The organism is Pontivivens marinum (assembly GCF_900231835.1).
Taxonomy (GTDB): Bacteria; Pseudomonadota; Alphaproteobacteria; order Rhodobacterales; family Rhodobacteraceae; genus Pontivivens; species Pontivivens marinum.
This window is the reverse complement of sequence record NZ_OCTN01000001.1, coordinates 1,131,920-1,152,815: the sequence shown is the minus strand read 5'-3', so window position 1 is coordinate 1,152,815 and position 20,896 is coordinate 1,131,920. Positions and strand designations below refer to the sequence as shown.

Here is a 20,896-nt window from a genome sequence, read left to right as displayed (position 1 = left end):
GGCCGGACCATAGCGACGACAGGCCTCGCAACCAATTGTTGCATTGTACCAGCCCCCGATACCTGACCCTTTTACTGCGCAGCCGCATAGCAGCCATAACGCAGCCTGAAAGCAGCCCGCCATTTCGCTGCCAAACGACAGTTCCCCCCGCACCCCTAATCCAATAGGGTCCACCGGATGAGCCAGCCCCCCTTCACCCCCGGATTGCACCTGCTGATCGACCATTTTGGCGGCCATGGATTAACCGATCCGCAAATGCTGCGCGACGCCCTAACCGGTGCGGCCCATGCCGCCGGCGCGACGGTCCTGTCCTGCGAGCTGCACGGGTTCGAAGGCGGCGGCATCACCGGCGTTGTCCTGTTGGCGGAATCCCATATCACCATCCACACATGGCCCGAACGTGACTACGCCGCCATCGACATCTTTATGTGCGGCAATGCCGATCCACATCGCGCCGCCGCGCATCTAGAGCAAGCTTTGACGCCGGCCCGTACCACCGTCACGGCGCATCAGCGCGGTCACTGAAACCAGCGATCCCAACCATCCAGATAATAGGCCAGCAAGGCATGGGACTGGATCGTGTTCACCTGCACCGGCAGGGGCGCGCTGTCCGGTGAAAAGATTTGCGCCGCCGCCCATCCCTGAGCCGTCAGATAACGTAACCCACTTGGTAGGCTGGGAAATTCACGCCGTATTCCCGTGGGTGCGGCAATGACAAAACCCCAATCGCCAAAGCTGGGCACATAAACATGATAGGCCAATGTGCGCAGCCCCGCGCCGGGCTGCACAGGATTGGCGGCGGCGGCCAATGTACGCTCCACGGACCAAAATGCCTCACGCGCAAACATCGGCGATCCCGATTGCGTCACGATCAACCCGTTTGCGGCCAACCGTTCGGCCAGAAGGGAGTAAAACTCGCGTGTATATAGCCGAGATAGGGCAACATTTTTCGGATCGGGTAGATCGACGATGATGACATCAAAAACCTGCTGCACGTCCTCGATAAATTTCCATGCATCCTGGTTCAGGATGGTCACGCGTGGGTCGCTCAACGAATGCGCGTTCAGTTGCGCCAGCGGTGCGCTTTGCCGGAACAACTGCGTCACGCGAGGGTCCAGATCGACCAGCGTGACGGCCTCAACCCCCTGATGGCGCAGCACTTCACGCGCCGCCATGCCATCCCCCCCGCCAAGGATCAGCACATTCGCCGCCCGTGGTGCCAACACCATCGCGGGGTGCACCAGCATCTCATGATACCGATATTCATCCACCGTATCGAACTGGATTGCGCCATCCAGAAACAGCCGCGTGCGGTCCTGAAACTGCGTCACGGTGATCCGTTGATAGGGGGTTTGCTCCGCCAGAATAACGTCGTTTTCGTACAGGGCCGCCTCGGCCACGGAAACCAAACGTTCCGACTGCACCAACCCCGCCAGACACCCCGCAAAGGCCAATGCCCAGATGACGCGCGGCGCGGCCCCCGTTTCATCCCGAAACAGCCACAGCGATATGCCCGCCACCGCCAGATTTAGCGCCCCAAATGCCAAGCTGGCCGACATCAACCCCAAATGTGGTATCACCAGTAGGGGAAAGGCGACCGCTGCCACCAATGCGCCGACATAATCCACGCTCAGCACGTTTTCGAACCGGAATTCCGGCGCACCGATTTGCTTTAAAATGCGGGCGATCAGCGGGATTTCCATGCCTGACAGCACACCCACCAACATCAGCATCGTATATAACAGCACCTGCACATCGCCCAGCCAGCCATAGGCGACAAAGGCAACCGGCGCCAGAAAACCGCCAACCACACCCAGCAAAATCTGCGTCCAGACAAAGCCCTGCGTCGCCCGCCCGACATAGCGTGACAGCCACGCCCCCACCCCCATGGAGAATAGGAACACCCCGATCACCAGCGAGAATTGCCGCACGGAATCGCCCAGCAGATAACTGGACAGCGTTGCCGCAATCAGCTCGTAAATCAGGCCGGACACCGCCACCAGAAAGGTGGCCGCAAGCAGCCAAACCTCACGCACACGCGCAGCATCTGTTGGGATCATGAAAGGATGACAGCCGCGATAATAATCGCCATCGCCACAAATAGCAGGCCGATCACGATGGCCAGCGCGACGTTCTGATCCTCCTCAATTTCCTTCATAATCGGAAAGGGCGTGATCCAGTCGAGGAACTTCCACGCGCCGAACATCAGGATCATGCCCATAAATGTATAGAAAACCGTGCTGACAACTTCGGCCAGTTCGATTGCAGAAAATAGGTCCATGGGTCGTCCCCTTATTTGACTTGAGAATGCAAACCGGCGGTGCCGCCACTGCCCACCCGTACCGAAGTGATCAGATCGCGGCTTTCACCGCCCATCCCTGATGTGGAAACATAGGCCGCGCCACCCAGTGCCGCCGCGCAAAAGATTAGAAAGATGATGCGTACAGGGTTCATGGCCTATCCTATTCCGACCAATCGCCACCGGCAAAGCGGCGCTTGTACTTAAAGGCCCGCCAGCCGATTTGCAGACCCGCAATCACCACGAACATAAATGCCGCAACAAAGAGCATAACGCCGGAGGCAACACCCTGCGCAACAGAAACGCGGGTGTAACTGTACCCTAACTGCCCGTCTGAAACCTCTCCACGCCCCGATTCAGCGACATCAATATCCAGCGCATATTCACCCGCCATTGTGGGCCGGAACCGGATTGAACTGCTGCGCGATCCCTCACGCCAGGATTCACCATCCTCACGACCGTAATAATAGCTGACCTCACGGCCGGCCTCGAATAGCGGGATATCCTCGGGGTCTGTTACCTCGATATCCGTCCACAGCCATGAATTGTTAAGGTCCGCAGTAATCTGAATTTCCACCAAGCGGTCCGTATCCGTGACGGTAAAGGGAATCTCCACCGGAAAATCACGGGCTGTAAGGGTTGTTTGCGGCAAAACAACCTGTCCCGAGCCGGCCGTAAAGCTAAGGCCCAGAACAACGGCAATCACCGCAGATATGGCCGAAGCTGCGATGATAAAATTCGAATTCACCGACCGCTTAACCGGTTTCAACGGGTGCGGGTCGGCGGCGCGGGCAGGCAACGTGATGTCGAAGCCGGCCTTTACCTGCTGCGCCGTCACGTAAACGCTGCGATAAACCTCACGCTCCTGCGCGCTTTGCTCGAATGAGAGCATCGCATCATCGCCCAGCACGCTAACCGAGACGGTTTCCCGCCCTAGCTTGGGCCGCCATGTGAACTCACCCTCAACGAAATCGCTGCAGCTGTTGGTGGTTTCATAATAGGTGAATTTCTGGCCGTGATACGAGATTTTCGGCGGATTATCGGACGACTCCACCCGTTGCGAGGACAGCCAGCCACCATCGCGAATACGGCGGGTAAAGGCGTAGTGCCCATCCTCATAAGTTAGCCACGCATAGCCATGGGTTGGGGAATAGAGCTGGTGATCGACCCAACGCCATTCGCGGCCACGATACCGCTCCACATGACCGATTGTGCCGATGATCGTCCAATCAACATCATATAGCCGCCCCCGCTGGCCCAGTGAAAACGGGGTATCGGGGCGCTGCATATTGGCGAATTTTGCCAGCACTTTATAACTGTCATTGGCGTCCAGTTCCGCCCCGCAATACGGGCAGATATGCGTTGTCACACGCCCCCCGCCCAGAATATCGAGGCCGGCCCCGCATTCGGTGCAGTTAACCGCGGAAAGGTCAGATGTGCGGCTCATAAACGCTGCACCTTGATATCAAAGGGATCATGCCACCGGCCAAGGAACCATTTTTCGCCACCATCCCACGTTTCACCGGACAGTAGGTGCCCCCGCAAGCCCTCCGCGTTCACGAATTTATGGGTGTCGCCGACGCGGATCACCTCATCAAATTGGCCCTGTACGGCAATGCATTCGGCGGTCTCCACCTCAACCACGGTGAAGTCGTCCCGATCGATAGCCAGCCCCTCACCCACGCGGTAGCCACCGAATTTCGTTTGGCGGCTCGGCGGGTTTGTGGCGCGCTGCACGGCGACATCACCCTCATCAATCGAGATCCAGACCGGATCATCATCCGCATCGGTGCACCAGAATTCATCCCATGTGCCGCGCCCGTAGGAATAGCGCACATGGCCGCGCACGTGGAAAACCCTATGCCCGATCCGCACGTCATCACCCAAACCGAACAGCAGGGGCACGTCATGCATAACACCACCACTACCGGCGATTTGCACAACTGCATCGTTCAATAGCAGCGCTGTACCGCATGAGGTGCATGTGCTCATCCGAACGCAGGCAAGCTCTGGTTCTACGGCCGCTCCGCAGTTCGGACAGTTCAGGGTGCTCATAGGCGCCATCCTGCGCATTTTACGATACATCGCAAGCAGGGCGGCGCCCCTATTGTTTACAATACTTTAGGCGCACCCCGTATGATCAGATTTTCTGCCGGGTCGCGCGGGGCCGTGCCGCAACGGCCAGTGCGCTGGCGATGATAAAGGCCGCCCCTAGATAGAACCGTGCCTCGGGTGCCTCACCAAAGATCAGGAACCCGATTGTCGTCGTCAGCGGCAACGATAGATAACCCAGCACCGACAGGAACCCCGCCTCGGCCCGTGCATGCGCGGCGAGGAAGCAGAACTGCGCCGATTGAGCAAACACACCAATGGCTAGCAATGTCGGCCAGTCGCCCGCAGGCACCGGCACCCATCCGGTCAGCGCGAATGGCGCGGTACAAACGGCAAGGCCGGCGGTGTAGAACGTCATCATCACCACACGCGGTGCCGCATGCAGTCGTCGCGTCACGATAATCGCGCCCGTACCCGACAGAACCACCAAGCCGGCGGCCGGCAGGCCCCAGCTCCATTCCGCGCCGGTCGGCCCGATGGCAATGCCCGCCCCGACCAGCGCCGCAGCAGCGGCCCACCAGCGCCGGCGCGGTATAACCTCGCGCAGGATCAGCGTGGCCAGAACCATGGTGACAACAGGTCGCGTGAACTGGATCGCGCTGAACAGCGCCAGCGGCAATCGCGCCACGGCAAAGAAGCTGGAGGTCAACGTCACTGCCGACAGCCCCACCCGCAATGCATGCAGCGGCAGGTTATCCAGCCCGCGAAACCGGTCCCGCGCGACCCAGATCCACGGCAGGATCAGCACGAGGCCCGACAGCGCCCGTAAAAACACCAGTTGCACCGACGGGATGTCCAACCCCATCGATTTCACAATCACCAGCGCCCAGATGTTGAGCGACATATCCGCAATCAGCCAAGCACCACCGGATAGGTTACGCGGTTGGCTCATCTACCGTTTCGCCACGAGGTTCGCCATCAGGCGGAACGCACCGGGGGTCAGTGATTGCATCTGATGGTGCAGGTTCAGCGCACAATGTGTGTGCCGGCCCGCGCCAATATCCGCGCTGAGCAAGGCGCCCTGCAACGGGGCCTCATCCGGATCATGCAGGGACAGCAGCGGGGTATAGACCTCGTCCCATGATTTGGCGAAATACAGGCCGCGTTCCTTGTCCCAATCCTGCCAATCGGCATCTGCGATCACGTTGGGCGTGTTGAACAGCGGGTGCTGCGGCTGCTGCACATCAACATCCGCCTGCGCATTGGTCACGCGGAACCGCAGCGAGGGCGAACCGATTTCCAGCATCCGTGGCGGCACCACATTCGCATCCCAGTCATCCCATGGGCGATGATACAGCGTCAGCAATGTGCCGCCGGCCTCAACCCATTCACGCAGCTTGGCCATGATATCGGTCAGCCCGCGGAACCGCACCGCGAAAATACCGATAACCACCGTATCGAATTGATCGAGATCCGCGATCAGCGCCTCGTTATCAGGCTCCTCAACGTCCAGACCCATGGCACGCAACCAATGGGCGACATTGTCATTTCCGCCACCGACATAGGCGATCTTTACCTTGGGCAGCACCGCATCCAGCACACAAACCCGCAGCGTCGCAGGCGCGGCAAAGGCGCGGGTGGCAACATGGGGATAGGCCATCAGGCTCAACGTATCAGCCGGCATTCCGTCCAGCATCAGGCGCGCCTCATAGGTGCCGGGCTGCGCATCATCAGGCACGTCCAGCATGCCGTTTTCCGTCATTGCCCAACCCGTAGGCAGGTCAAAGGTCGGCGTCGCGCCGGCCGGCGTGACCTCACGCACCGCGACGGAAACCTCACGCGGGGCGGCGCGATTTATCAGCACGCCGGATGGCGCAACCATCCCTGTTACGGCAGGCACAACCACTGGCGGCGCCTCGAACGCGATGCGCTGCACGGCATCGACACCGGCAACGTTAAAGCGGACCTCAACACAAGGCGCATCGGGTTGGCCCGCACACCAGATATCAGGATAGGGGTCGCTATAGGTCGCAGGCGCAACCAGGCCACCGTCGGACAAGCTCCAATCCCCTTCAGTCACCACAGTCGTTTCCGGCGTCGTGGTGCCGGCGCGTGCTTCCACGGTAACCGCTGCCACATCACCGGGGCGCAGGATGACAGGGTGAACGCGTGCGTGCACCTCCAGCCCCGATGCCTCGGCCAGAACGCGGGTCAACTGGCGCTGCACCCGTTGGAGGCGGTGACCGTGCAGCGCGGTTTCCGCATCAGACATCGCGGCTTCCGCAACCCGAACCGCATGCAGAGCCGCCGCAGCCGGCCCACAAATCGCATCACCAACGGGGAAGCCCGCCGCAGCCTGCCCAATCGCTGCATCCGCTTGGGCCAATGCCGCGTGATCCGCCAGATCGGCCAGACAGGAGGGCAAACCATCAGTGATTGCTGTGTCCACACCGCTCAACCGCGTGGCGGCCAGATGCAGCGGGAATTCACGCTCACTGCCCGCCGGAACCCAATTGCCCATGGCCTGTGTGCGGTGATAGGCGCGCGATTGCTGGCCGATCCGCTCAAAACTCCACCCCGTCAGCGGGTCAATACCGCCCGGAACCACCATCGTGGCCGGCGGGGGCGGCAGATCATCATCATAGGCCTGACCCGCGCCGGACCATGCGGGCAGGTATAGCTTGGACACCTGCCAAACCGGCAAATCGCTGTCAAAGGCAGGATCAGCCGCCGCTGCAAACACGTCATGGGCCAGTTCGGTCATCGCACGGTGATGGCCATGCTGCCCCGGCACGTCGAGGAAGGTCGGGCAGATCGCGTCTGGGCGCTCCAACCGGATGATGTGCACAAAACGGGCCAGCGTGCGTTCGCGGCCCCAGATTGCCAGCGTTTCCTTACCGCTTTTGGAGAACCGGAAATCGTGAATATCGTTGGGGCGCTGGCTCAACCAATACATGTTCATGTCCAGAACGGCCGAGGCTTGCTCCATCTCTGCCGTGCGCAATGTGCCCAGCACCGGACCGGATTCGCGCCCGATATCGTTCTGGCCGCCCTCACCCCGGGTCGAGCACGCATAGCTCAGCGCGATACCGTCGCGAAACCGCATGGCCGCCAACATGGCCGAGGTTTCATCGTCAGGATGGGCGCCGGTATTCATAAACCCAACAACTGATCGCAGCGCGCTGAGCGCCTGACCCAGTCTGACGATGCGCGGTGCTGTCCGTTCAGCGGCGATACGAGACTGGTCTGGCGTCATGATAATTCCCTCATTGTAATGTTGGTGCCACCGGCGCAAATCGCGGTGTGAATAATCGGTTGAGAACAAGTGCAGCTGCCCCGCCAGCGGCGACCAGCCGTCCGGTGCGACCACAAATCAGGCGCGGAACGGTGCGATCCGTCCGGTTTGAAATGGACGAGGCAGGCAGTTCTGCCGCCTGTACCAAATCACGCAAAATCTCCTCGGGCATAGCACCGCCAAGGATGACCGTTTCGGGATCGAACAGCGTTTCCACCACATGAACAGCGCGCGCCAATGGGCCCGCCGCATCTGCGATCCACTGGCGCACGATGGGATGATCCGCCCGCGCCAATGCGCCCAGCGTGTCGATATCGGGGGCGTCCACGCCCGCCGCCTCCAGCCGCGCGACAAGGCTGAGCCGCGACACGGCCCGCTCCAGCAACACGCCATCACCAGCCAGTGGCAAGTGTCCAATTTCGCCGGCATTGCCAAACGCACCCGTCACCAGATGCCCCCCGCTGAGCAGCCCAAGCCCAAGGCCCGCACCGAAATACAGGTAGCCATAGGTGGCGTGCCCCTCAGCCGCACCACCGATCCGTTCGGCCATGGCGGCGGCGTTGGCGTCATTCTCAACCGTAACCGGCAGATCCAGCGCGTCGCCGATCAGGGCAACGGGGTCTACACCCTCCCATCCGGGCAGCGCGCTGGCCTCCTCGCTCAAACCTGTGCGGCCAAACGGACCTGGCAGCGCAACGCCTGCGCCCAGAATACGGGTCGCGTCGATGCCTGCCTTTGCAGCCAATGCATCACGCATCGCCGTAATTATCGTTGCCGTTTCCTGCGGCCCGGCGGCAATGACACGTTCCCGCGCAGTGGCAATCTGTGTGCCGCGCAGGTCCAGAATCGCGCCTAGAATCGCATCGGGTCGCACCTCGAATCCCAGTGCGTATCCACCATCAGGGTTCACCGCATATAGGGCGGCGGGCAAACCACGCCCCGCGGATCGGGTGCCGTCCTGCATCAACAGGCCGTCTGCCTCTAATGTCGCGATGATCTTGCTGACCGCCTGCGTGCTCAACCCCGAGGCGCGCGCAATTTCGGCCCGCCCCATAACGCCTGCTGACAGGATACGACCCAGCACCAGTTGCCGGTTATGCACCCGCGACCGTTCGCCATTCGCACCAGTTTGTCCGTTTTCAAATCTCATTCCCAACTATTAAATCAACTGGGTTGATTATTCAACTGAATTGATACAAGCTCGTTTCCAGCGCGAGAACCGACGCTATGGCCACGCCCCCCTTGGTACTGGCCCCACAACAGGGAGACGCAGAACATGCGCAATAAACTTAAGTCACTGATCCTAGCAGGGGCCGCGACCGCGGCTCTGTTGCCTGGCGCGGCCTCGGCTGACGTCGAAATTGAATATTGGCAATATTTCTTCGACGCCCGCGTCGAAGCGATGGAGCAACTGATCGCGTCGTTTGAGGAAGAGAATCCTGACATCACCGTCACGATGACCCACTTCCCCTATGCCGATTACCGCACAAAGGTCGCAGCAGCGATCCCAGCGGGCGAAGGCCCCGATGTTGTTCAGCTGTTCTACGGTTGGTTGAACGATTACATCGAGGCAGGCCTGATCCAGCCGCTGCCAACAGATACATTTGATCCAGACGTGATCGACGCGGAATTCTTCCCGATGGTCGGCGCGATGAAAAAGGACGGCGTTTACTACGCGCTGCCCACCGCAGTGCGCTCGCTCGCCCTGTTCTATAACGAGCGTCTGCTCGAAGCTGCCGGTGTTGAGCCGCCCACCACATTGGACGAACTGGTCGAAGTTGCCGCTGCCACGACCGAGCGTGACGGCGCCGGCAACATCACACAGGTCGGCATCACAACCGGCATGACCGCGCAGGATCACCACTGGTTCCGCGAAGTCCTGATCCGTCAGTTCGGTGGTGAGCCTTACCTCGACGATTATCAGACTGTGAACTACGACACCGAGGCCGGCCGTGCCGCTCTCGATTACTACACCGGCTTGCAGTCCGAGCATGGCGTCACGATCGAAGGGTTCATGGATGAGCCACAGGCCGCGTTCAAGGCAGGCCGCGCCGCGATGCATATCGACGGTTCGTTCCGCATTGGATCGCTGGCTGATCAGCGCGGTCTGCGCTGGGGTGTGACCGAACTGCCTGCTGCCGCTGATGGTACGCAGTCGAACTACTCCTCCTACTGGGTGAACGCGATCACATCCAAGGCAGAAGGCGAGAAGCTGGAAGCAGCTGTGAAGTTCATGGAGTTCATCACCTCGGACGAGGCGATGCAGGTCTGGTTGGACGTTGTTGGCGAATTGCCCGCAAAACCATCCGTCGGCATGACAGATGACAACGCGAATGACGAGGTCTTCGGCCCCTTCATCCGTGGTCTGGAATATGCCCACACCACGATCTTCGCGAACGAGAGCAGCCAGCGTCAGGTGCTCGTCGATATGGTTAGCCAGATCAACATCGGTGGGCAGGAGCCGGGCGAAAGCCTGAGCGAAGCCGCCGCTGCCGAGCAAGCTATCCTCGACGATTACTACGCCGACTAACCTATCAGTCTGATTTTCAGGGCGGCCACGCAATCCGGTCGCCCTGAAAAGATAACCCCGAAAGCATCCCCTAATGTTTCGTTACCGCGACCTGACCATCCGTCAGAAGCAGATCGTCTGGGCCTGGATCTTCCTTGCCGTGCCGGTGTTGTTTTACAGCGTCATCCGCTTCTATCCGACCGGCAATGCCGTCCTGATCTCGTTTCAGGAATGGAACCTGCTGGGCACACGGACATGGACGGGCCTAGATAATTACGTAAAGCTCTGGAACGATCCGGTGTTCTGGAAGGTGTTTGTAAACACGTTCCTGTACCTGTTGATCGGTACGCCAGTCAGCTTGCTGATCAGCTTCGTCATTGCCTATCACCTGGACAAGCTGCGCTTTGGCCACAGCTTTATCCGTATGCTGTATTTCCTGCCATTCATGACATCCGCTGTTGCGATGGCATGGGTTTGGCGCTGGTTTTATCAGGGTGTGCCGATCGGGTTGTTCAACAACTTCCTCGCCAGTATCGGCATTGCACAGGTCGAGTTTCTGAACTCCACCACCAATGCATTGCCGGCGGTTCTGGCCCCGGCAATCTGGGCTGGTTTGGGCTTCCAGATCATCATCTTCATGGCCGGACTACGCTCGATCCCGCAAAGCTATTACGAGGCTGCGCGCATTGACGGTGTATCGTGGTGGACCGTGCTCAGTGAAATCACGCTGCCGCTGCTGCGCCCGACGATCGTATTTATCGTTGTGTTCTCGTCCATCGGGTTCCTGCGGATTTTCGATCACGTCTTTAACATGACGACGAACAATCCGGGCGGGCCGCTAAACTCGACCAAACCGCTGGTGCTGATGATTTACGACACCGCGTTTAACTCCTTCGATATGGGCTATGCGGCAGCGCAGACAGTGGTGCTGTTCACCATTCTGCTGATCGTAAGCTTGATCCAACTCTGGCTGCTGAGGGCCGACCGATGAGCGCGACAGAAATACGTCCGACGACGGCTGGGGTGCTCGACACCAAGGCCGCGCCAAAACCCCGCAATATGGGACAGATCATCCGCTGGCTGCTGCTATTTGCAGGCGGAATCGTGATGGTCATGCCCATCGCCTATATGATCTCAACCTCGCTGAAATGGCCGTGGGAGGTCTATAACGTCAACCTCATCCCCGAGGAGCCGACGGTCGAAAACTACCTCTATGTGCTTGAGGATGGACGCTTTTACTGGTGGTTCCTGAATTCGATCATCATTGCAACGGCGACCACGATCTCCGCGCTCTTTTTCGACAGCCTCGTCGGCTACACCTTGTGCAAGTTCAAGTTTCCGGGCCGCACGCTGGTGTTCATCGCGATCCTGTCGACCCTGATGATCCCGACGGAAATGCTGGTGATCCCGTGGTATCTGATGTCGCAAAGCTTCGGCTGGCTCGACAGTTATTGGGGCATCATGTTCCCCGGCCTGATGACGGCGTTCGGCGTCTTCTTGATGAAGCAGTTCTTCGAAAGCGTCCCTGACGATTTCCTTGAGGCAGCGCGCATTGACGGCCTGAACGAATTCCAGATCTGGTGGACTGTTGCGATGCCACTGGTCCGTCCGGCGCTGGCCGCGCTTGCCATCTTTGTCTTCCTTGGCAACTGGACTGCGTTCCTGTGGCCGCTGATCGTGACCAACTCCACCGATATGTACACCTTGCCCGTGGGCCTCGCCGGCTTTGGCGATGAGGCGGACGTAGCGTGGGAGCTGATTATGACCGGCGCTGCAATCTCCACCATTCCGACGCTGGTGGTGTTCCTTGTGTTCCAACGCTTCATCATTCGCGGCGTCGTTATGGCGGGGCTGAAGGGATGATTGATCTCGAGAAGTTCCCACACCCCGTTTACAAGGAAACGGTCCTCGCGCCGCTTTTCGAAGGGGTTAAGGCCAATCACGCCGCCGATATGGATGCAATCAACCGCGCCCATCTGGTGATGCTGAACGAAACCGGCATTCTGAACAACGGGGACGCGGCACAGATTGCCGCTGCCCTGACCGCGATCGAGGCGGAAACCGACCGTGACGCGCTGACCTATACCGGTGAGCATGAGGACTGGTTTTTCCTCGTGGAATCCGAACTGCGCAAACGTCTGGGCGATCTGGGCGGTGCCTTGCACACAGCCCGCTCGCGCAACGATATGGACCACACGCTGTTCAAAATGGCACTGCGCTGGCGGGCGGAGGGGATGCTATCGCAACTCCTCGCGCTGGCCGGTGCATTGATCGACACGGCACAGCGTGAATCCGCGACGCCTATCGTGGCCTATACCCATGGCCAGCCGGCGCAGCCATCCACATTCGGGCACTACCTGTCCGCAATTGCGGAGGTTGTTCTGCGCGATGCCGAACGCCTGAACGCGGCAATTCCCGCGCTGGACCTGTGCCCGATGGGTGCGGCCGCGATCACCACGACCGGTTTTCCGATCAGCCGTGAACGTGTGGCTGACCTGCTGGGGTTCGAGGCACCATTGCTGAACTCCTATGGCTGCATTGCCAGTGTGGACTACATCACGGGGCTATATTCCGCGATGAAGCTGCCCTTTGTGCATCTGGGTCGCGTTGTGCAGGACATGGCGTTCTGGTCCGCGTTCGAGGTGGGGCAGCTCGCTGTACCCGGCTCACTGGTTCAGATCTCCTCGATCATGCCGCAAAAACGCAATCCGGTTCCGATCGAGCATATGCGCCACCTTGCCGCCGTTACGGCCGGCCGGTGTGATGTGATGGTCGACACCATGCGCAACACTCCGTTTACCGACATGAACGACAGCGAGGGTGAGGTACAGCAGGCCGGTTATGCCGCCTTTGAAAGCGGCGGTCGGATGCTGGAGTTGCTAACCGCTTTCCTTCCTGCCTGCACGATCAATGCGGATCGCGTGCGCAAAAACATGGATGCGGCCTGCGTCACCATTACCGAACTGGCCGATACGCTGGTGCGGGACGAGGGTCTGACCTTCCGTCAGGCGCATGAGGTTGCGGCCACCACTGCCCGCGCTGTCATTGCCGCAGGCACACCACTTGGCGGGGGCTATGACGCCTTTTGCACAGGGTTTGCCAAGGAAACCGGACGCGACACGAAACTGAGCCTCGATGATTTCACAACCACCGTGGCCCCCGAAACCTTCATCGCGCGGCGCGACCGTTCCGGTGGACCGGCGCCACAGGCGCTGGCCGAAGCCATCTCTGGCTATTCCGGCACGCTCGACCAACTGCACACCGCGCAATCACTGCGTATCACCCGACGCGAGGCGGCCCAGTCCGACCTGACCGTCGCTTTCTCCGCCCTTCAGGAGTCCTGATCCATGGCCGAACTTTCCCTACATAAACTCGTTAAACGCTATGGTGACACAGAGGTGCTGCACGGCATCGACCTCAGCGTGAAAGACGGCGAATTCGTCGTTTTCGTTGGCCCGTCGGGCTGCGGTAAATCCACAACCCTGCGCATGATTGCAGGGCTGGAGGAAGTGTCGGGCGGTGAAATCCGCATCGATGATCGTGTCGTGAACAATCTGGAGCCAAAGGAACGCGACATCGCGATGGTGTTCCAGAACTACGCGATCTACCCGCATATGAGCGTGCGCAAGAACATCGCGTTCGGCCTACGCTCCTCGAAAATGGCAAAGGCGGATAAGGCAAAGCGGGTTGAGGAGGTCGCAGACTTCCTCGAAATGACCACCTATCTGGAGCGGAAGCCAGCCGCCCTGTCCGGTGGTCAGCGTCAGCGTGTTGCCATTGGCCGCGCGATGGTCCGCGACCCCGCGCTGTTCCTGTTCGATGAACCGCTCTCCAATCTGGACGCGCAATTGCGGACCCAGATGCGGTTGGAGATCAAGAAACTGCACCAGCGCGTCGGCTCCACCATCGTTTTCGTGACCCACGATCAGGTTGAGGCGATGACCATGGCGGATCGTATCGTCATCATGAAGGACGGCCATATCCAACAGGTCGGCACGCCCGAGGATGTCTATCGCAACCCCGCCAACACCTTCGTCGCCCGCTTTATCGGCGCGCCATCGATGAACCTGATCGAGGCGGATTCCACCGGCGACACCGTGCGTCTGCCCGGTGACACTGCCGTCGCGCTGACAGCACCGTCCGGCCCAGTCACCATCGGCATCCGCCCTGACGACCTGCGGCCTGTTGCGGCGGGCGGTCTGTTGACTGGCACCGTATCCGTGACCGAACCGCTGGGCCCTGAAACCCTGATCTATGTGGACACCCCCGCGGGTGAGATGATCGCAAAGGCATCGGGCCGCACCCCACCACTGGTTGGTGAACAGGTGCAGCTGGGCGCGGATATTGCCGATCTGCACATTTTCGATCGTACAAGTGGATTGGCAGTCCGGTGAAGGATTCCCGCGATACACGTCGCAGCGTTGCCTGTGCAGGTCGGCTTTACTGCGACCTCGTGTTCTCTGGTGCGGGCCGCTTGCCCGCCATGGGGCAGGAGGTTTTTGCGGAGGGGTTGAGCCTGCACGCCGGCGGCGGGGCGTTCATCACGGCCGCGTGGTTATCCGCACTGGATCGCCCCGCGGAACTGGTGGCCACCCTGCCCGCCGCACCGTTCGAGCAAACTGTACGTGCGCAAATCGCCGATGCGGGGATCATTCCATCGGGGTGCGCCACTGCGCCCTATGGAACAGATCCTCAGATCACCGTGGCGCTGCCATTGGGGGGTGATCGTGCCTTTCTAACACGGCGCGCCGGCCCTGCCCTGCCCGCAAATGTCAGTCTGGATCGTGTCGGCCACCTGCATATCGGTGAGCTGCACAGCCTGCTGGAACACCCTGAACTGATCCCTGCTGCGCGTGCTGCGGGGATTACCATTTCGCTGGATTGCGGGTGGGAGGACGATATCTCACCCGAGGCAGCAAAGCTGATCGCAGCCGTCGATATCTTTCTGCCGAATGAGGGCGAAGCCACCAAATTGGCCGAGGCAGGCTTTGCCGATCTGGCCCCGTTAACCGTGATCAAATGCGGTGCCGATGGCGCGCGTGCGCGCATCGGCGGCGTTGAAACCCATGTGCCGACCAATGCGACCACGGTCATGGACGCAACCGGCGCCGGCGATGCGTTCAATGCGGGCTTTCTGGATGCTTGGCTGGACGGCAAACCGCTGGACGCCTGTCTGGCAGCCGGAAATCGCACCGGAACGGCCGCCGTCAGCGCCCTGGGCGGGACAGGCGGCATTTCTCAATTGGAGATGTCATGACCCAATTCACGCTAGACGCTTTCGTTGCCGATGCACGCATCGCGGCATCCGCGCCCGATCCGCTACAGGCAACATGCACCCTGATGCAGGCCGCATTGGCCGGCGCGGCACAGGCTGACCTACCTGATTTCGAGGACGATGAAATCCTGCTATTCGAGGATGAAACCGTCAGCGTCTGGCATGAACGTTTCCAACCGCATGAAATCCTGCCCCCCCACGATCACGCCATGATCGCCGTTTTGGGAGTCTATCGCGGGCGTGAGCGTAACGACCTGTGGCGCAATGATGGGGGCGTCTGGCAACGCGGTGGCACATTGACGCTTGAGGCAGGACAGCAGCATGTCTTTGCCCCCCACGATATCCATTCCGTACAGGCAGAGGACGGCGTGCCCTCCTACGGCCTGCACATTTATCTCGGCGCTCTGACGAAAGTGGATCGACACCTCTTTGACTGGGACACCGGCGCATCCGTTCCGATGTCCGAAGCCGCCTTTATGTCGATGAAACGTACCTGAAAGCAGGAAACCCAATGACCGGATTGATGCGGGCGGAAACGCTCGAAATTCCTGAGGCCGCGGCGCGGCTGGATGGATCACGTGCAGCTATCACCGATATCGCGACCCGTATGCGTATGCTGTCGCCACCGGCGCTGGTCAGCGTGGCGCGTGGTTCATCGGATCACGCGGCGAATTCGTGGAAATACGCGGTAGAGATCGGAACCGGCCTGCCTGTCGCCTCGATGGGGCCGTCGGTGGCATCCATTTACGATACCAAGCTGAATGTCTCTGGCCTGGCCGCTCTGGCGTTCAGCCAGTCCGGCGCCAGCGAGGATATCGTCGCCCTCAGCGCCGCATTGCGTGATGGCGGCGCGCTGACCGTGGCCGTGACCAACACGCCGTCCAGCCCGCTGGCCATGGCATGTGATCACACAATCGACCTTGCCGCCGGCCCTGAACGCGCGGTTGCCGCGACCAAAAGCTACGTCAACACCCTGCTGGCCGGCCTGCGCCTGCTGGCGGAATGGCGCGAGGATGCGGCTCTGCATGCCGCCTTGGACGCAGCGCCCGATCATCTGGGTCAAGCATTGGTCGCGGATGAGCAGATCACCAACGCCCTGACCGTCGCCCCATGGGCCGTCATGCTGGGCCGTGGCCCCGGTCTGGGCATCGCGCGCGAACTGGCGCTAAAGGCGGCGGAATGCTGCACCATGCCCGCCATCGCGTTGAGTGCCGCCGAAAGCCTGCACGGCCCCGTCGCCGCTATAGGGCCTGATACGGCGGTTATCGCTGTGGGTCACGGTGCGGGTATGGACAGCTCGCTGGATACGCTCAGCTCCTACGGGATCAAACCGCTGCGCGTGGCGACAGCTCCGCTGCACCCGATGCTGGACCCGCTGATGGCATTGCCAACGCTGTATCTGAGCATTGAGCAGGCCGCCCGTGCACGGGGCCATAACCCCGACGCGCCGACCCGCCTGAAAAAGGAAACGGTCACGCGCTGATCCCAGTGCATGACCGTTAGGAATGATATGCGGGGCGCCGGTAGGCGCCCCGTTTCTATTAGTGCTTGAACGACTTGATCTCACCCGACGCCAGACGCGACGCGTAGGAGTTCAGCTCCTTGCGCACCAGCTTCATCAGGAAGTACAGCGCGAAGATGTTCACAACAGCCATCGCGAAGATCGCCGCATCCGAGAAGTCGATAACCGGACCAAGGCTGGCCGCCGCACCGATCACGATGAACACGCAGAAGATCACCTTGAATGTCAGCTCGGACGACTTGCCCTCACCAAACAGGAACGTCCACGCCTTCAGCCCGTAATAGGACCACGAGATCATGGTCGAGAACGCGAACAGAACCACCGCAATGGCCAGTACAAACGGGAACCAGCTGATGCTCGATCCGAATGCAGCCGATGTCAGGCCAACGCCGCTGGTGTCGCCAACAGTCGCGATTGCGCTGCCTGCTTCGTTCAGCATGTAGTTGCCGGTATCAGCATCCACGATCAACTGGCCGGAAATAGTGATAACCAGCGCGGTCATCGTACAAATCACAACCGTATCGATTAGTGGCTCCAGCAGGGAAACAAAGCCCTCCGTGATCGGCTCCTTGGTTTTCACCGCAGAGTGCGCGATCGCAGCCGAACCAACGCCCGCCTCGTTCGAGAAGGCAGCCCGCTTGAAGCCTTGGATCAGCGCGCCAACCATACCGCCAGCAACGCCCAGACCGGTAAAGGCCCCTGCGAATATCTGACCAAAGGCCCAGCCGATTTGATCAAAGTTCACGATCAGGATGACCAGCGCCGCGCCGACATACAAGATACCCATCAGCGGCACGACCTTCTCGGTCACGTTCGCAATGGATTTGATGCCGCCCACGATGACTGCAAACACGATACCGGCAAAGATGATACCCGTAATCCAGCCCGGATAATCGCCCACGATGCCCGAAATCTGTGCGTGCGCTTGGTTGGCCTGGAACATATTGCCCCCGCCCAATGCGCCCAGAATACAAAAGACCGAGAACAGGATCGCCAGAATTTTACCACCGGGCAGGCCCAGCTCGGTAAAGCCCTTGGAGATATAGTACATCGGACCACCGGAAACCGATCCGTCTGGATACTCGTTCCGGTATTTCACGCCCAGCGTACATTCGGTGAATTTGGACGCCATGCCCAGCAGACCCGCAAGGATCATCCAGAACGTCGCACCCGGCCCACCGATACCGACGGCCACAGCAACACCCGCGATGTTACCCAGACCGACCGTGCCGGACAGCGCCGTTGCCAGCGCTTGGAAATGGCTCACCTCGCCCGCATCATCGGGATCGGAATAATCGCCCTTAACAAGCTTGATCGCGTGGCCAAAGAATTTGAACTGCACAAAGCCGAAATAGATGGTGAAGATCGTCGCGGCCACAACCAGCCACAACACGATCCATGGGAACGCAGTGCCGGGCAGTGGGGCGAAAATCAGGCTGACAAACGGACCGGTGACGTTGGCGAACACTTCGTTCACCTTTGCGTCCAGCGATACGGCCTCCTGCGCGCTGGCGGATGTTGCCATGGCCAGAACGGCCAGCAACATAGTCGGGAATAGTTTCATGATCCGCTTCCTCAGTTGACGACCGTGACAGGCACAGTGGCATTCATGACAAGGTTGGACGTGGACGAGCCAAAGAACCGCTTGGCGAAACCACCCTCAGACGAACGCGCAACAACGATCTGCTCGGCATTTTCCTTGATGCTGATCGCGTTCAGCGTGTCCGCCACATCACCGTGGCGCACAACACCACGTGCGGTGATGCCTGCCTCGGTCACGCGGGCGATCGCGGGCTCAACCACACGGTTTTTGGCCATTGCGATTTCTTCTTCGCGGCGTTTATGGCGCTGCGCGTTTTCCTCAGCAGTTTGAAAGGAGAACGGTGACCACTCGATCACATAAACAATGACCAGCTCGCATGAGCCGATCAATTCAGCCAGACGCATACCATGGGCGAGCGCGCGCTCACCCGAGGCATGTCCATCAAGCCCGATTACCAATTTCGAAGGCATCAGGAATCTCTCCTATTGGTTTCCCAGCTCATCCTCCGGCAATAGGGCAATTATGGGGGATCGAAGGTGGCTGCGGCTATTGTTTGTACCCGTAGGAAAGTATGACAGTATTACGACCACCAATACGACCTTTTTTACGGCAAAAATCCGCCTATCTTCCTGCAAATTATGAAAATACAGGTCCGCACTTAATACTAAAGGCAGAACATTAGGCAAAACGACTTGGTGGCGAGGCACAGGCCCGCCAGATTCGTTGATAAACAGCACTCAACCGTCAGTTTACCAGTTAACCCTGTGAGCATTCCCAACACCCGTCAAGCGTGTTCACGCCCCAAATGCGATCCGCACGATGCCTACAGATGAATTACGCCCATATTCCGCGAATATCGAAATTCATGATTTGCGCGGTTCAGGGCGATCGGTGAAACTATAATCCGGAAATTTACAGGAAAGTTCTAACCACCCATGGACGGTATCGGACTTCTAATCATCGGCGCATCCGTGCTGATCTATGCAACCCTTGCGCAGCGACTGGCCACATCTATCCTGACCGGACCTATGATGTTCCTCGGGCTGGGATGGGCCTTGGCCGAACTGGGATTGGTACAATTGAGCAGCGCGGAGGAAGCGCTGCATATCTTGGCCGAGGTAACATTGGTTATCGTGCTGTTCTCGGACGCCTCAATCATCAATGTGCGCGCCCTGCGCCGACGCCATATCTGGCCGCAGCGCACATTGCTGCTGGGGCTGCCGCTGGCCATGCTGCTGGGCACTGTTACCGGTATTCTGTTCCTGCCCGACTGGCCGATATGGGAGGTTGCGCTGATCGCGGCCATCCTTGCCCCAACCGATGCCGCCTTGGGTCAGGCAGTCGTCAACAACGCTGCCGTGCCGGAACGGGTGCGCCGTGCGTTGAATGTGGAAAGTGGCGTGAATGACGGACTCGCCCTGCCCGCTGTGCTGCTGTTCGGTGGTCTTGCCGTGGGTGAGCTTTACAGCATTCAGGACCATAACTGGATTCTGTTTGTCGCGCAGCAAATCGGGCTGGGTGTGACCGTCGGCGTGCTACTGGGCTGGTTCGGCGGGAAATTCATCGCCTATTCCCGCGAAAACGCCCTGAGCGCCGCGCAATATGAGGGTATCGCCCTGATCGCACTGGCCCTGCTATGCTATCAAGTCGCGGATTTCACCGGCGGCAACGGATTTATCGCCGCCTTTACCGGCGGCGCTGCCTTTGGCGCATCACAGCCCAAGCGGGACCACCAATTGGCCGAGTTTATGGAGGGTGAGGGCACATTGCTGACCCTAGGTACGTTCCTGCTGATCGGGCTGGTGCTGGTACCCGTTGCTGTGGATATGGTCACGCTGCCGATTATGGGCCTGATTTTGGCAAGCCTGTTCATGGTCCGGCCCGCTGCGATCTGGCTATCGCTTATCGGCACCGATGCAGACATGCCTGTTCGCCTGTTCATCGGCTGGTTCGGGCCACGCGGGCTGGCCACTGTGCTATTCGCACTGCTGATCGTCACCCAGATCGAGGGCCTGCCTCATCGTGAGGAAATCCTCGGCATTGCTACCCTGGCTGTACTGATCAGCGCGCTGCTACACGGCATCACCGCCGCGCCGGCCGCACGCCGTTTCGGTCCACTCATGCGCGGGGCCGTCGATTGAATCAGGTTCTACCCCCCCAATCTATCGGCCCGAACTATACACAGATGTATATAAATATAGAGGATCAACCCAATTTGACCCATGAAACTCGCACTTACCAATTGATATAAAAATTTGTAATATTTTAAATTAAAATTACAATTCTATATAAACAAATTTGACAGTTTGCATTCATTATCAGACAATCATTACCAAACCAGTGGGGGCTGGCCATAATCGATAGGTTCAGGGCGGAGAATCTATCGATACGATGAGGACTG

Annotated in this window: 20 protein-coding genes; 10 read left to right on the top strand and 10 right to left on the bottom strand. The window is 59.6% G+C overall.

Annotated features, from left to right (window positions below; genetic code table 11):
• The first annotated feature begins 177 nt into the window (after positions 1-177).
• Positions 178-525, top strand: a complete 348-nt coding sequence (gene speD / locus CR254_RS05745) for an adenosylmethionine decarboxylase (protein WP_097928813.1) — start codon at positions 178-180, stop codon at positions 523-525.
• Here the strand turns inward: speD and CR254_RS05740 are convergent.
• The 8 genes from CR254_RS05740 to CR254_RS05710 form a co-directional block, all read right to left on the bottom strand.
• The gene (locus tag CR254_RS05740; RefSeq protein ID WP_097928812.1) at positions 519-2,060 is read right to left on the bottom strand and encodes a polyamine aminopropyltransferase; all 1,542 of its coding nucleotides are present in this window, start codon (positions 2,058-2,060) and stop codon (positions 519-521) included. The two genes, speD and CR254_RS05740, sit on opposite strands and share 7 nt — an antisense overlap.
• Entirely contained in the window at positions 2,057-2,281 is a 225-nt protein-coding gene (locus tag CR254_RS05735; RefSeq protein WP_097928811.1) for a DUF350 domain-containing protein, read from the bottom strand. The genes CR254_RS05740 and CR254_RS05735 overlap by 4 nt, the downstream gene beginning before the upstream one ends.
• A gap of 11 nt (positions 2,282-2,292) precedes the next feature.
• Complete coding sequence (locus tag CR254_RS18000) at positions 2,293-2,454, bottom strand: hypothetical protein (RefSeq protein WP_180955889.1); 162 nt, start codon at positions 2,452-2,454, stop codon at positions 2,293-2,295.
• Positions 2,455-2,462: 8 nt separating this feature from the next.
• The gene (locus CR254_RS05730) at positions 2,463-3,746 is read right to left on the bottom strand and encodes a DUF4178 domain-containing protein (protein WP_097928810.1); all 1,284 of its coding nucleotides are present in this window, start codon (positions 3,744-3,746) and stop codon (positions 2,463-2,465) included.
• Positions 3,743-4,354 carry a DUF4178 domain-containing protein gene (locus CR254_RS05725; RefSeq protein WP_097928809.1) on the bottom strand — a complete coding sequence of 204 codons (612 nt, stop codon included), beginning with the start codon at positions 4,352-4,354 and terminating at the stop codon, positions 3,743-3,745. The genes CR254_RS05730 and CR254_RS05725 overlap by 4 nt, the downstream gene beginning before the upstream one ends.
• 85 nt (positions 4,355-4,439) lie before the next feature.
• Complete coding sequence (locus tag CR254_RS05720) at positions 4,440-5,303, bottom strand: DMT family transporter (RefSeq protein WP_097928808.1); 864 nt, start codon at positions 5,301-5,303, stop codon at positions 4,440-4,442.
• The gene (locus tag CR254_RS05715) at positions 5,304-7,607 is read right to left on the bottom strand and encodes a PIG-L family deacetylase (protein WP_219617980.1); all 2,304 of its coding nucleotides are present in this window, start codon (positions 7,605-7,607) and stop codon (positions 5,304-5,306) included.
• 10 nt (positions 7,608-7,617) lie between these two features.
• A complete protein-coding gene (locus CR254_RS05710; RefSeq protein WP_097928807.1) occupies positions 7,618-8,796 on the bottom strand; it encodes an ROK family transcriptional regulator in 1,179 nt (392 codons plus the stop codon).
• 126 nt (positions 8,797-8,922) lie between these two features.
• Here CR254_RS05710 and CR254_RS05705 point away from each other — a divergent pair, with 126 nt between their 5' ends.
• The 8 genes from CR254_RS05705 (at position 8,923) to CR254_RS05670 (ending at position 16,913) form a co-directional block, all read left to right on the top strand.
• The gene (locus tag CR254_RS05705; protein WP_097928806.1) at positions 8,923-10,176 is read left to right on the top strand and encodes a sugar ABC transporter substrate-binding protein; all 1,254 of its coding nucleotides are present in this window, start codon (positions 8,923-8,925) and stop codon (positions 10,174-10,176) included.
• A gap of 73 nt (positions 10,177-10,249) precedes the next feature.
• Positions 10,250-11,146, top strand: a complete 897-nt coding sequence (locus CR254_RS05700; RefSeq protein ID WP_097928805.1) for a carbohydrate ABC transporter permease — start codon at positions 10,250-10,252, stop codon at positions 11,144-11,146.
• Complete coding sequence (locus CR254_RS05695; protein WP_097928804.1) at positions 11,143-12,018, top strand: carbohydrate ABC transporter permease; 876 nt, start codon at positions 11,143-11,145, stop codon at positions 12,016-12,018. The genes CR254_RS05700 and CR254_RS05695 overlap by 4 nt, the downstream gene beginning before the upstream one ends.
• Positions 12,015-13,499 (top strand): argininosuccinate lyase, encoded by a 1,485-nt coding sequence (gene argH, locus CR254_RS05690; protein ID WP_097928803.1) that lies wholly within the window; start codon positions 12,015-12,017, stop codon positions 13,497-13,499. Before CR254_RS05695 ends, argH begins: the two co-directional genes overlap by 4 nt.
• Before the next feature lie 3 nt (positions 13,500-13,502).
• Positions 13,503-14,549: an ABC transporter ATP-binding protein gene (locus CR254_RS05685; protein WP_097928802.1), complete on the top strand. Its 1,047-nt coding sequence runs from the start codon at positions 13,503-13,505 to the stop codon at positions 14,547-14,549.
• Positions 14,546-15,412, top strand: coding sequence for a carbohydrate kinase family protein (locus CR254_RS05680; protein ID WP_219617979.1), 867 nt, complete (start codon positions 14,546-14,548; stop codon positions 15,410-15,412). The genes CR254_RS05685 and CR254_RS05680 overlap by 4 nt, the downstream gene beginning before the upstream one ends.
• Positions 15,409-15,927, top strand: coding sequence for a hypothetical protein (locus tag CR254_RS05675; RefSeq protein ID WP_097928801.1), 519 nt, complete (start codon positions 15,409-15,411; stop codon positions 15,925-15,927). The genes CR254_RS05680 and CR254_RS05675 overlap by 4 nt, the downstream gene beginning before the upstream one ends.
• 14 nt (positions 15,928-15,941) lie before the next feature.
• A complete protein-coding gene (locus CR254_RS05670; protein WP_097928800.1) occupies positions 15,942-16,913 on the top strand; it encodes an SIS domain-containing protein in 972 nt (323 codons plus the stop codon).
• A gap of 58 nt (positions 16,914-16,971) precedes the next feature.
• Here CR254_RS05670 and CR254_RS05665 read toward each other — a convergent pair whose 3' ends face one another.
• Both CR254_RS05665 and CR254_RS05660 read right to left on the bottom strand, forming a co-directional pair.
• A complete protein-coding gene (locus CR254_RS05665; RefSeq protein WP_097928799.1) occupies positions 16,972-18,516 on the bottom strand; it encodes an alanine/glycine:cation symporter family protein in 1,545 nt (514 codons plus the stop codon).
• Between the two features lie 11 nt (positions 18,517-18,527).
• Positions 18,528-18,965 (bottom strand): universal stress protein, encoded by a 438-nt coding sequence (locus CR254_RS05660; protein ID WP_097928798.1) that lies wholly within the window; start codon positions 18,963-18,965, stop codon positions 18,528-18,530.
• Positions 18,966-19,430: 465 nt separating this feature from the next.
• Here CR254_RS05660 and CR254_RS05655 point away from each other — a divergent pair, with 465 nt between their 5' ends.
• Complete coding sequence (locus CR254_RS05655) at positions 19,431-20,636, top strand: cation:proton antiporter (RefSeq protein WP_097928797.1); 1,206 nt, start codon at positions 19,431-19,433, stop codon at positions 20,634-20,636.
• The last annotated feature ends 260 nt before the right edge of the window (positions 20,637-20,896 follow it).

What these genes read in the sequence shown, in the direction of transcription:
- CR254_RS05700 (WP_097928805.1), top strand. Translation starts at nt 10,250, where the DNA reads ATGTTTCGTTACCGCGACCTGACCATCCGTCAGAAGCAGATCGTCTGG.
- CR254_RS05655 (WP_097928797.1), top strand. Translation starts at nt 19,431, where the DNA reads ATGGACGGTATCGGACTTCTAATCATCGGCGCATCCGTGCTGATCTAT.
- CR254_RS05665 (WP_097928799.1), bottom strand. Translation starts at nt 18,516, where the DNA reads ATGAAACTATTCCCGACTATGTTGCTGGCCGTTCTGGCCATGGCAACA.
- CR254_RS18000 (WP_180955889.1), bottom strand. Translation starts at nt 2,454, where the DNA reads ATGAACCCTGTACGCATCATCTTTCTAATCTTTTGCGCGGCGGCACTG.
- CR254_RS05695 (WP_097928804.1), top strand. Translation starts at nt 11,143, where the DNA reads ATGAGCGCGACAGAAATACGTCCGACGACGGCTGGGGTGCTCGACACC.
- CR254_RS05725 (WP_097928809.1), bottom strand. Translation starts at nt 4,354, where the DNA reads ATGAGCACCCTGAACTGTCCGAACTGCGGAGCGGCCGTAGAACCAGAG.
- CR254_RS05705 (WP_097928806.1), top strand. Translation starts at nt 8,923, where the DNA reads ATGCGCAATAAACTTAAGTCACTGATCCTAGCAGGGGCCGCGACCGCG.
- CR254_RS05740 (WP_097928812.1), bottom strand. Translation starts at nt 2,060, where the DNA reads ATGATCCCAACAGATGCTGCGCGTGTGCGTGAGGTTTGGCTGCTTGCG.
- CR254_RS05675 (WP_097928801.1), top strand. Translation starts at nt 15,409, where the DNA reads ATGACCCAATTCACGCTAGACGCTTTCGTTGCCGATGCACGCATCGCG.
- CR254_RS05720 (WP_097928808.1), bottom strand. Translation starts at nt 5,303, where the DNA reads ATGAGCCAACCGCGTAACCTATCCGGTGGTGCTTGGCTGATTGCGGAT.
- CR254_RS05715 (WP_219617980.1), bottom strand. Translation starts at nt 7,607, where the DNA reads ATGACGCCAGACCAGTCTCGTATCGCCGCTGAACGGACAGCACCGCGC.
- CR254_RS05735 (WP_097928811.1), bottom strand. Translation starts at nt 2,281, where the DNA reads ATGGACCTATTTTCTGCAATCGAACTGGCCGAAGTTGTCAGCACGGTT.
- CR254_RS05660 (WP_097928798.1), bottom strand. Translation starts at nt 18,965, where the DNA reads ATGCCTTCGAAATTGGTAATCGGGCTTGATGGACATGCCTCGGGTGAG.
- CR254_RS05730 (WP_097928810.1), bottom strand. Translation starts at nt 3,746, where the DNA reads ATGAGCCGCACATCTGACCTTTCCGCGGTTAACTGCACCGAATGCGGG.
- CR254_RS05710 (WP_097928807.1), bottom strand. Translation starts at nt 8,796, where the DNA reads ATGAGATTTGAAAACGGACAAACTGGTGCGAATGGCGAACGGTCGCGG.
- CR254_RS05685 (WP_097928802.1), top strand. Translation starts at nt 13,503, where the DNA reads ATGGCCGAACTTTCCCTACATAAACTCGTTAAACGCTATGGTGACACA.
- speD (WP_097928813.1), top strand. Translation starts at nt 178, where the DNA reads ATGAGCCAGCCCCCCTTCACCCCCGGATTGCACCTGCTGATCGACCAT.
- argH (WP_097928803.1), top strand. Translation starts at nt 12,015, where the DNA reads ATGATTGATCTCGAGAAGTTCCCACACCCCGTTTACAAGGAAACGGTC.
- CR254_RS05670 (WP_097928800.1), top strand. Translation starts at nt 15,942, where the DNA reads ATGACCGGATTGATGCGGGCGGAAACGCTCGAAATTCCTGAGGCCGCG.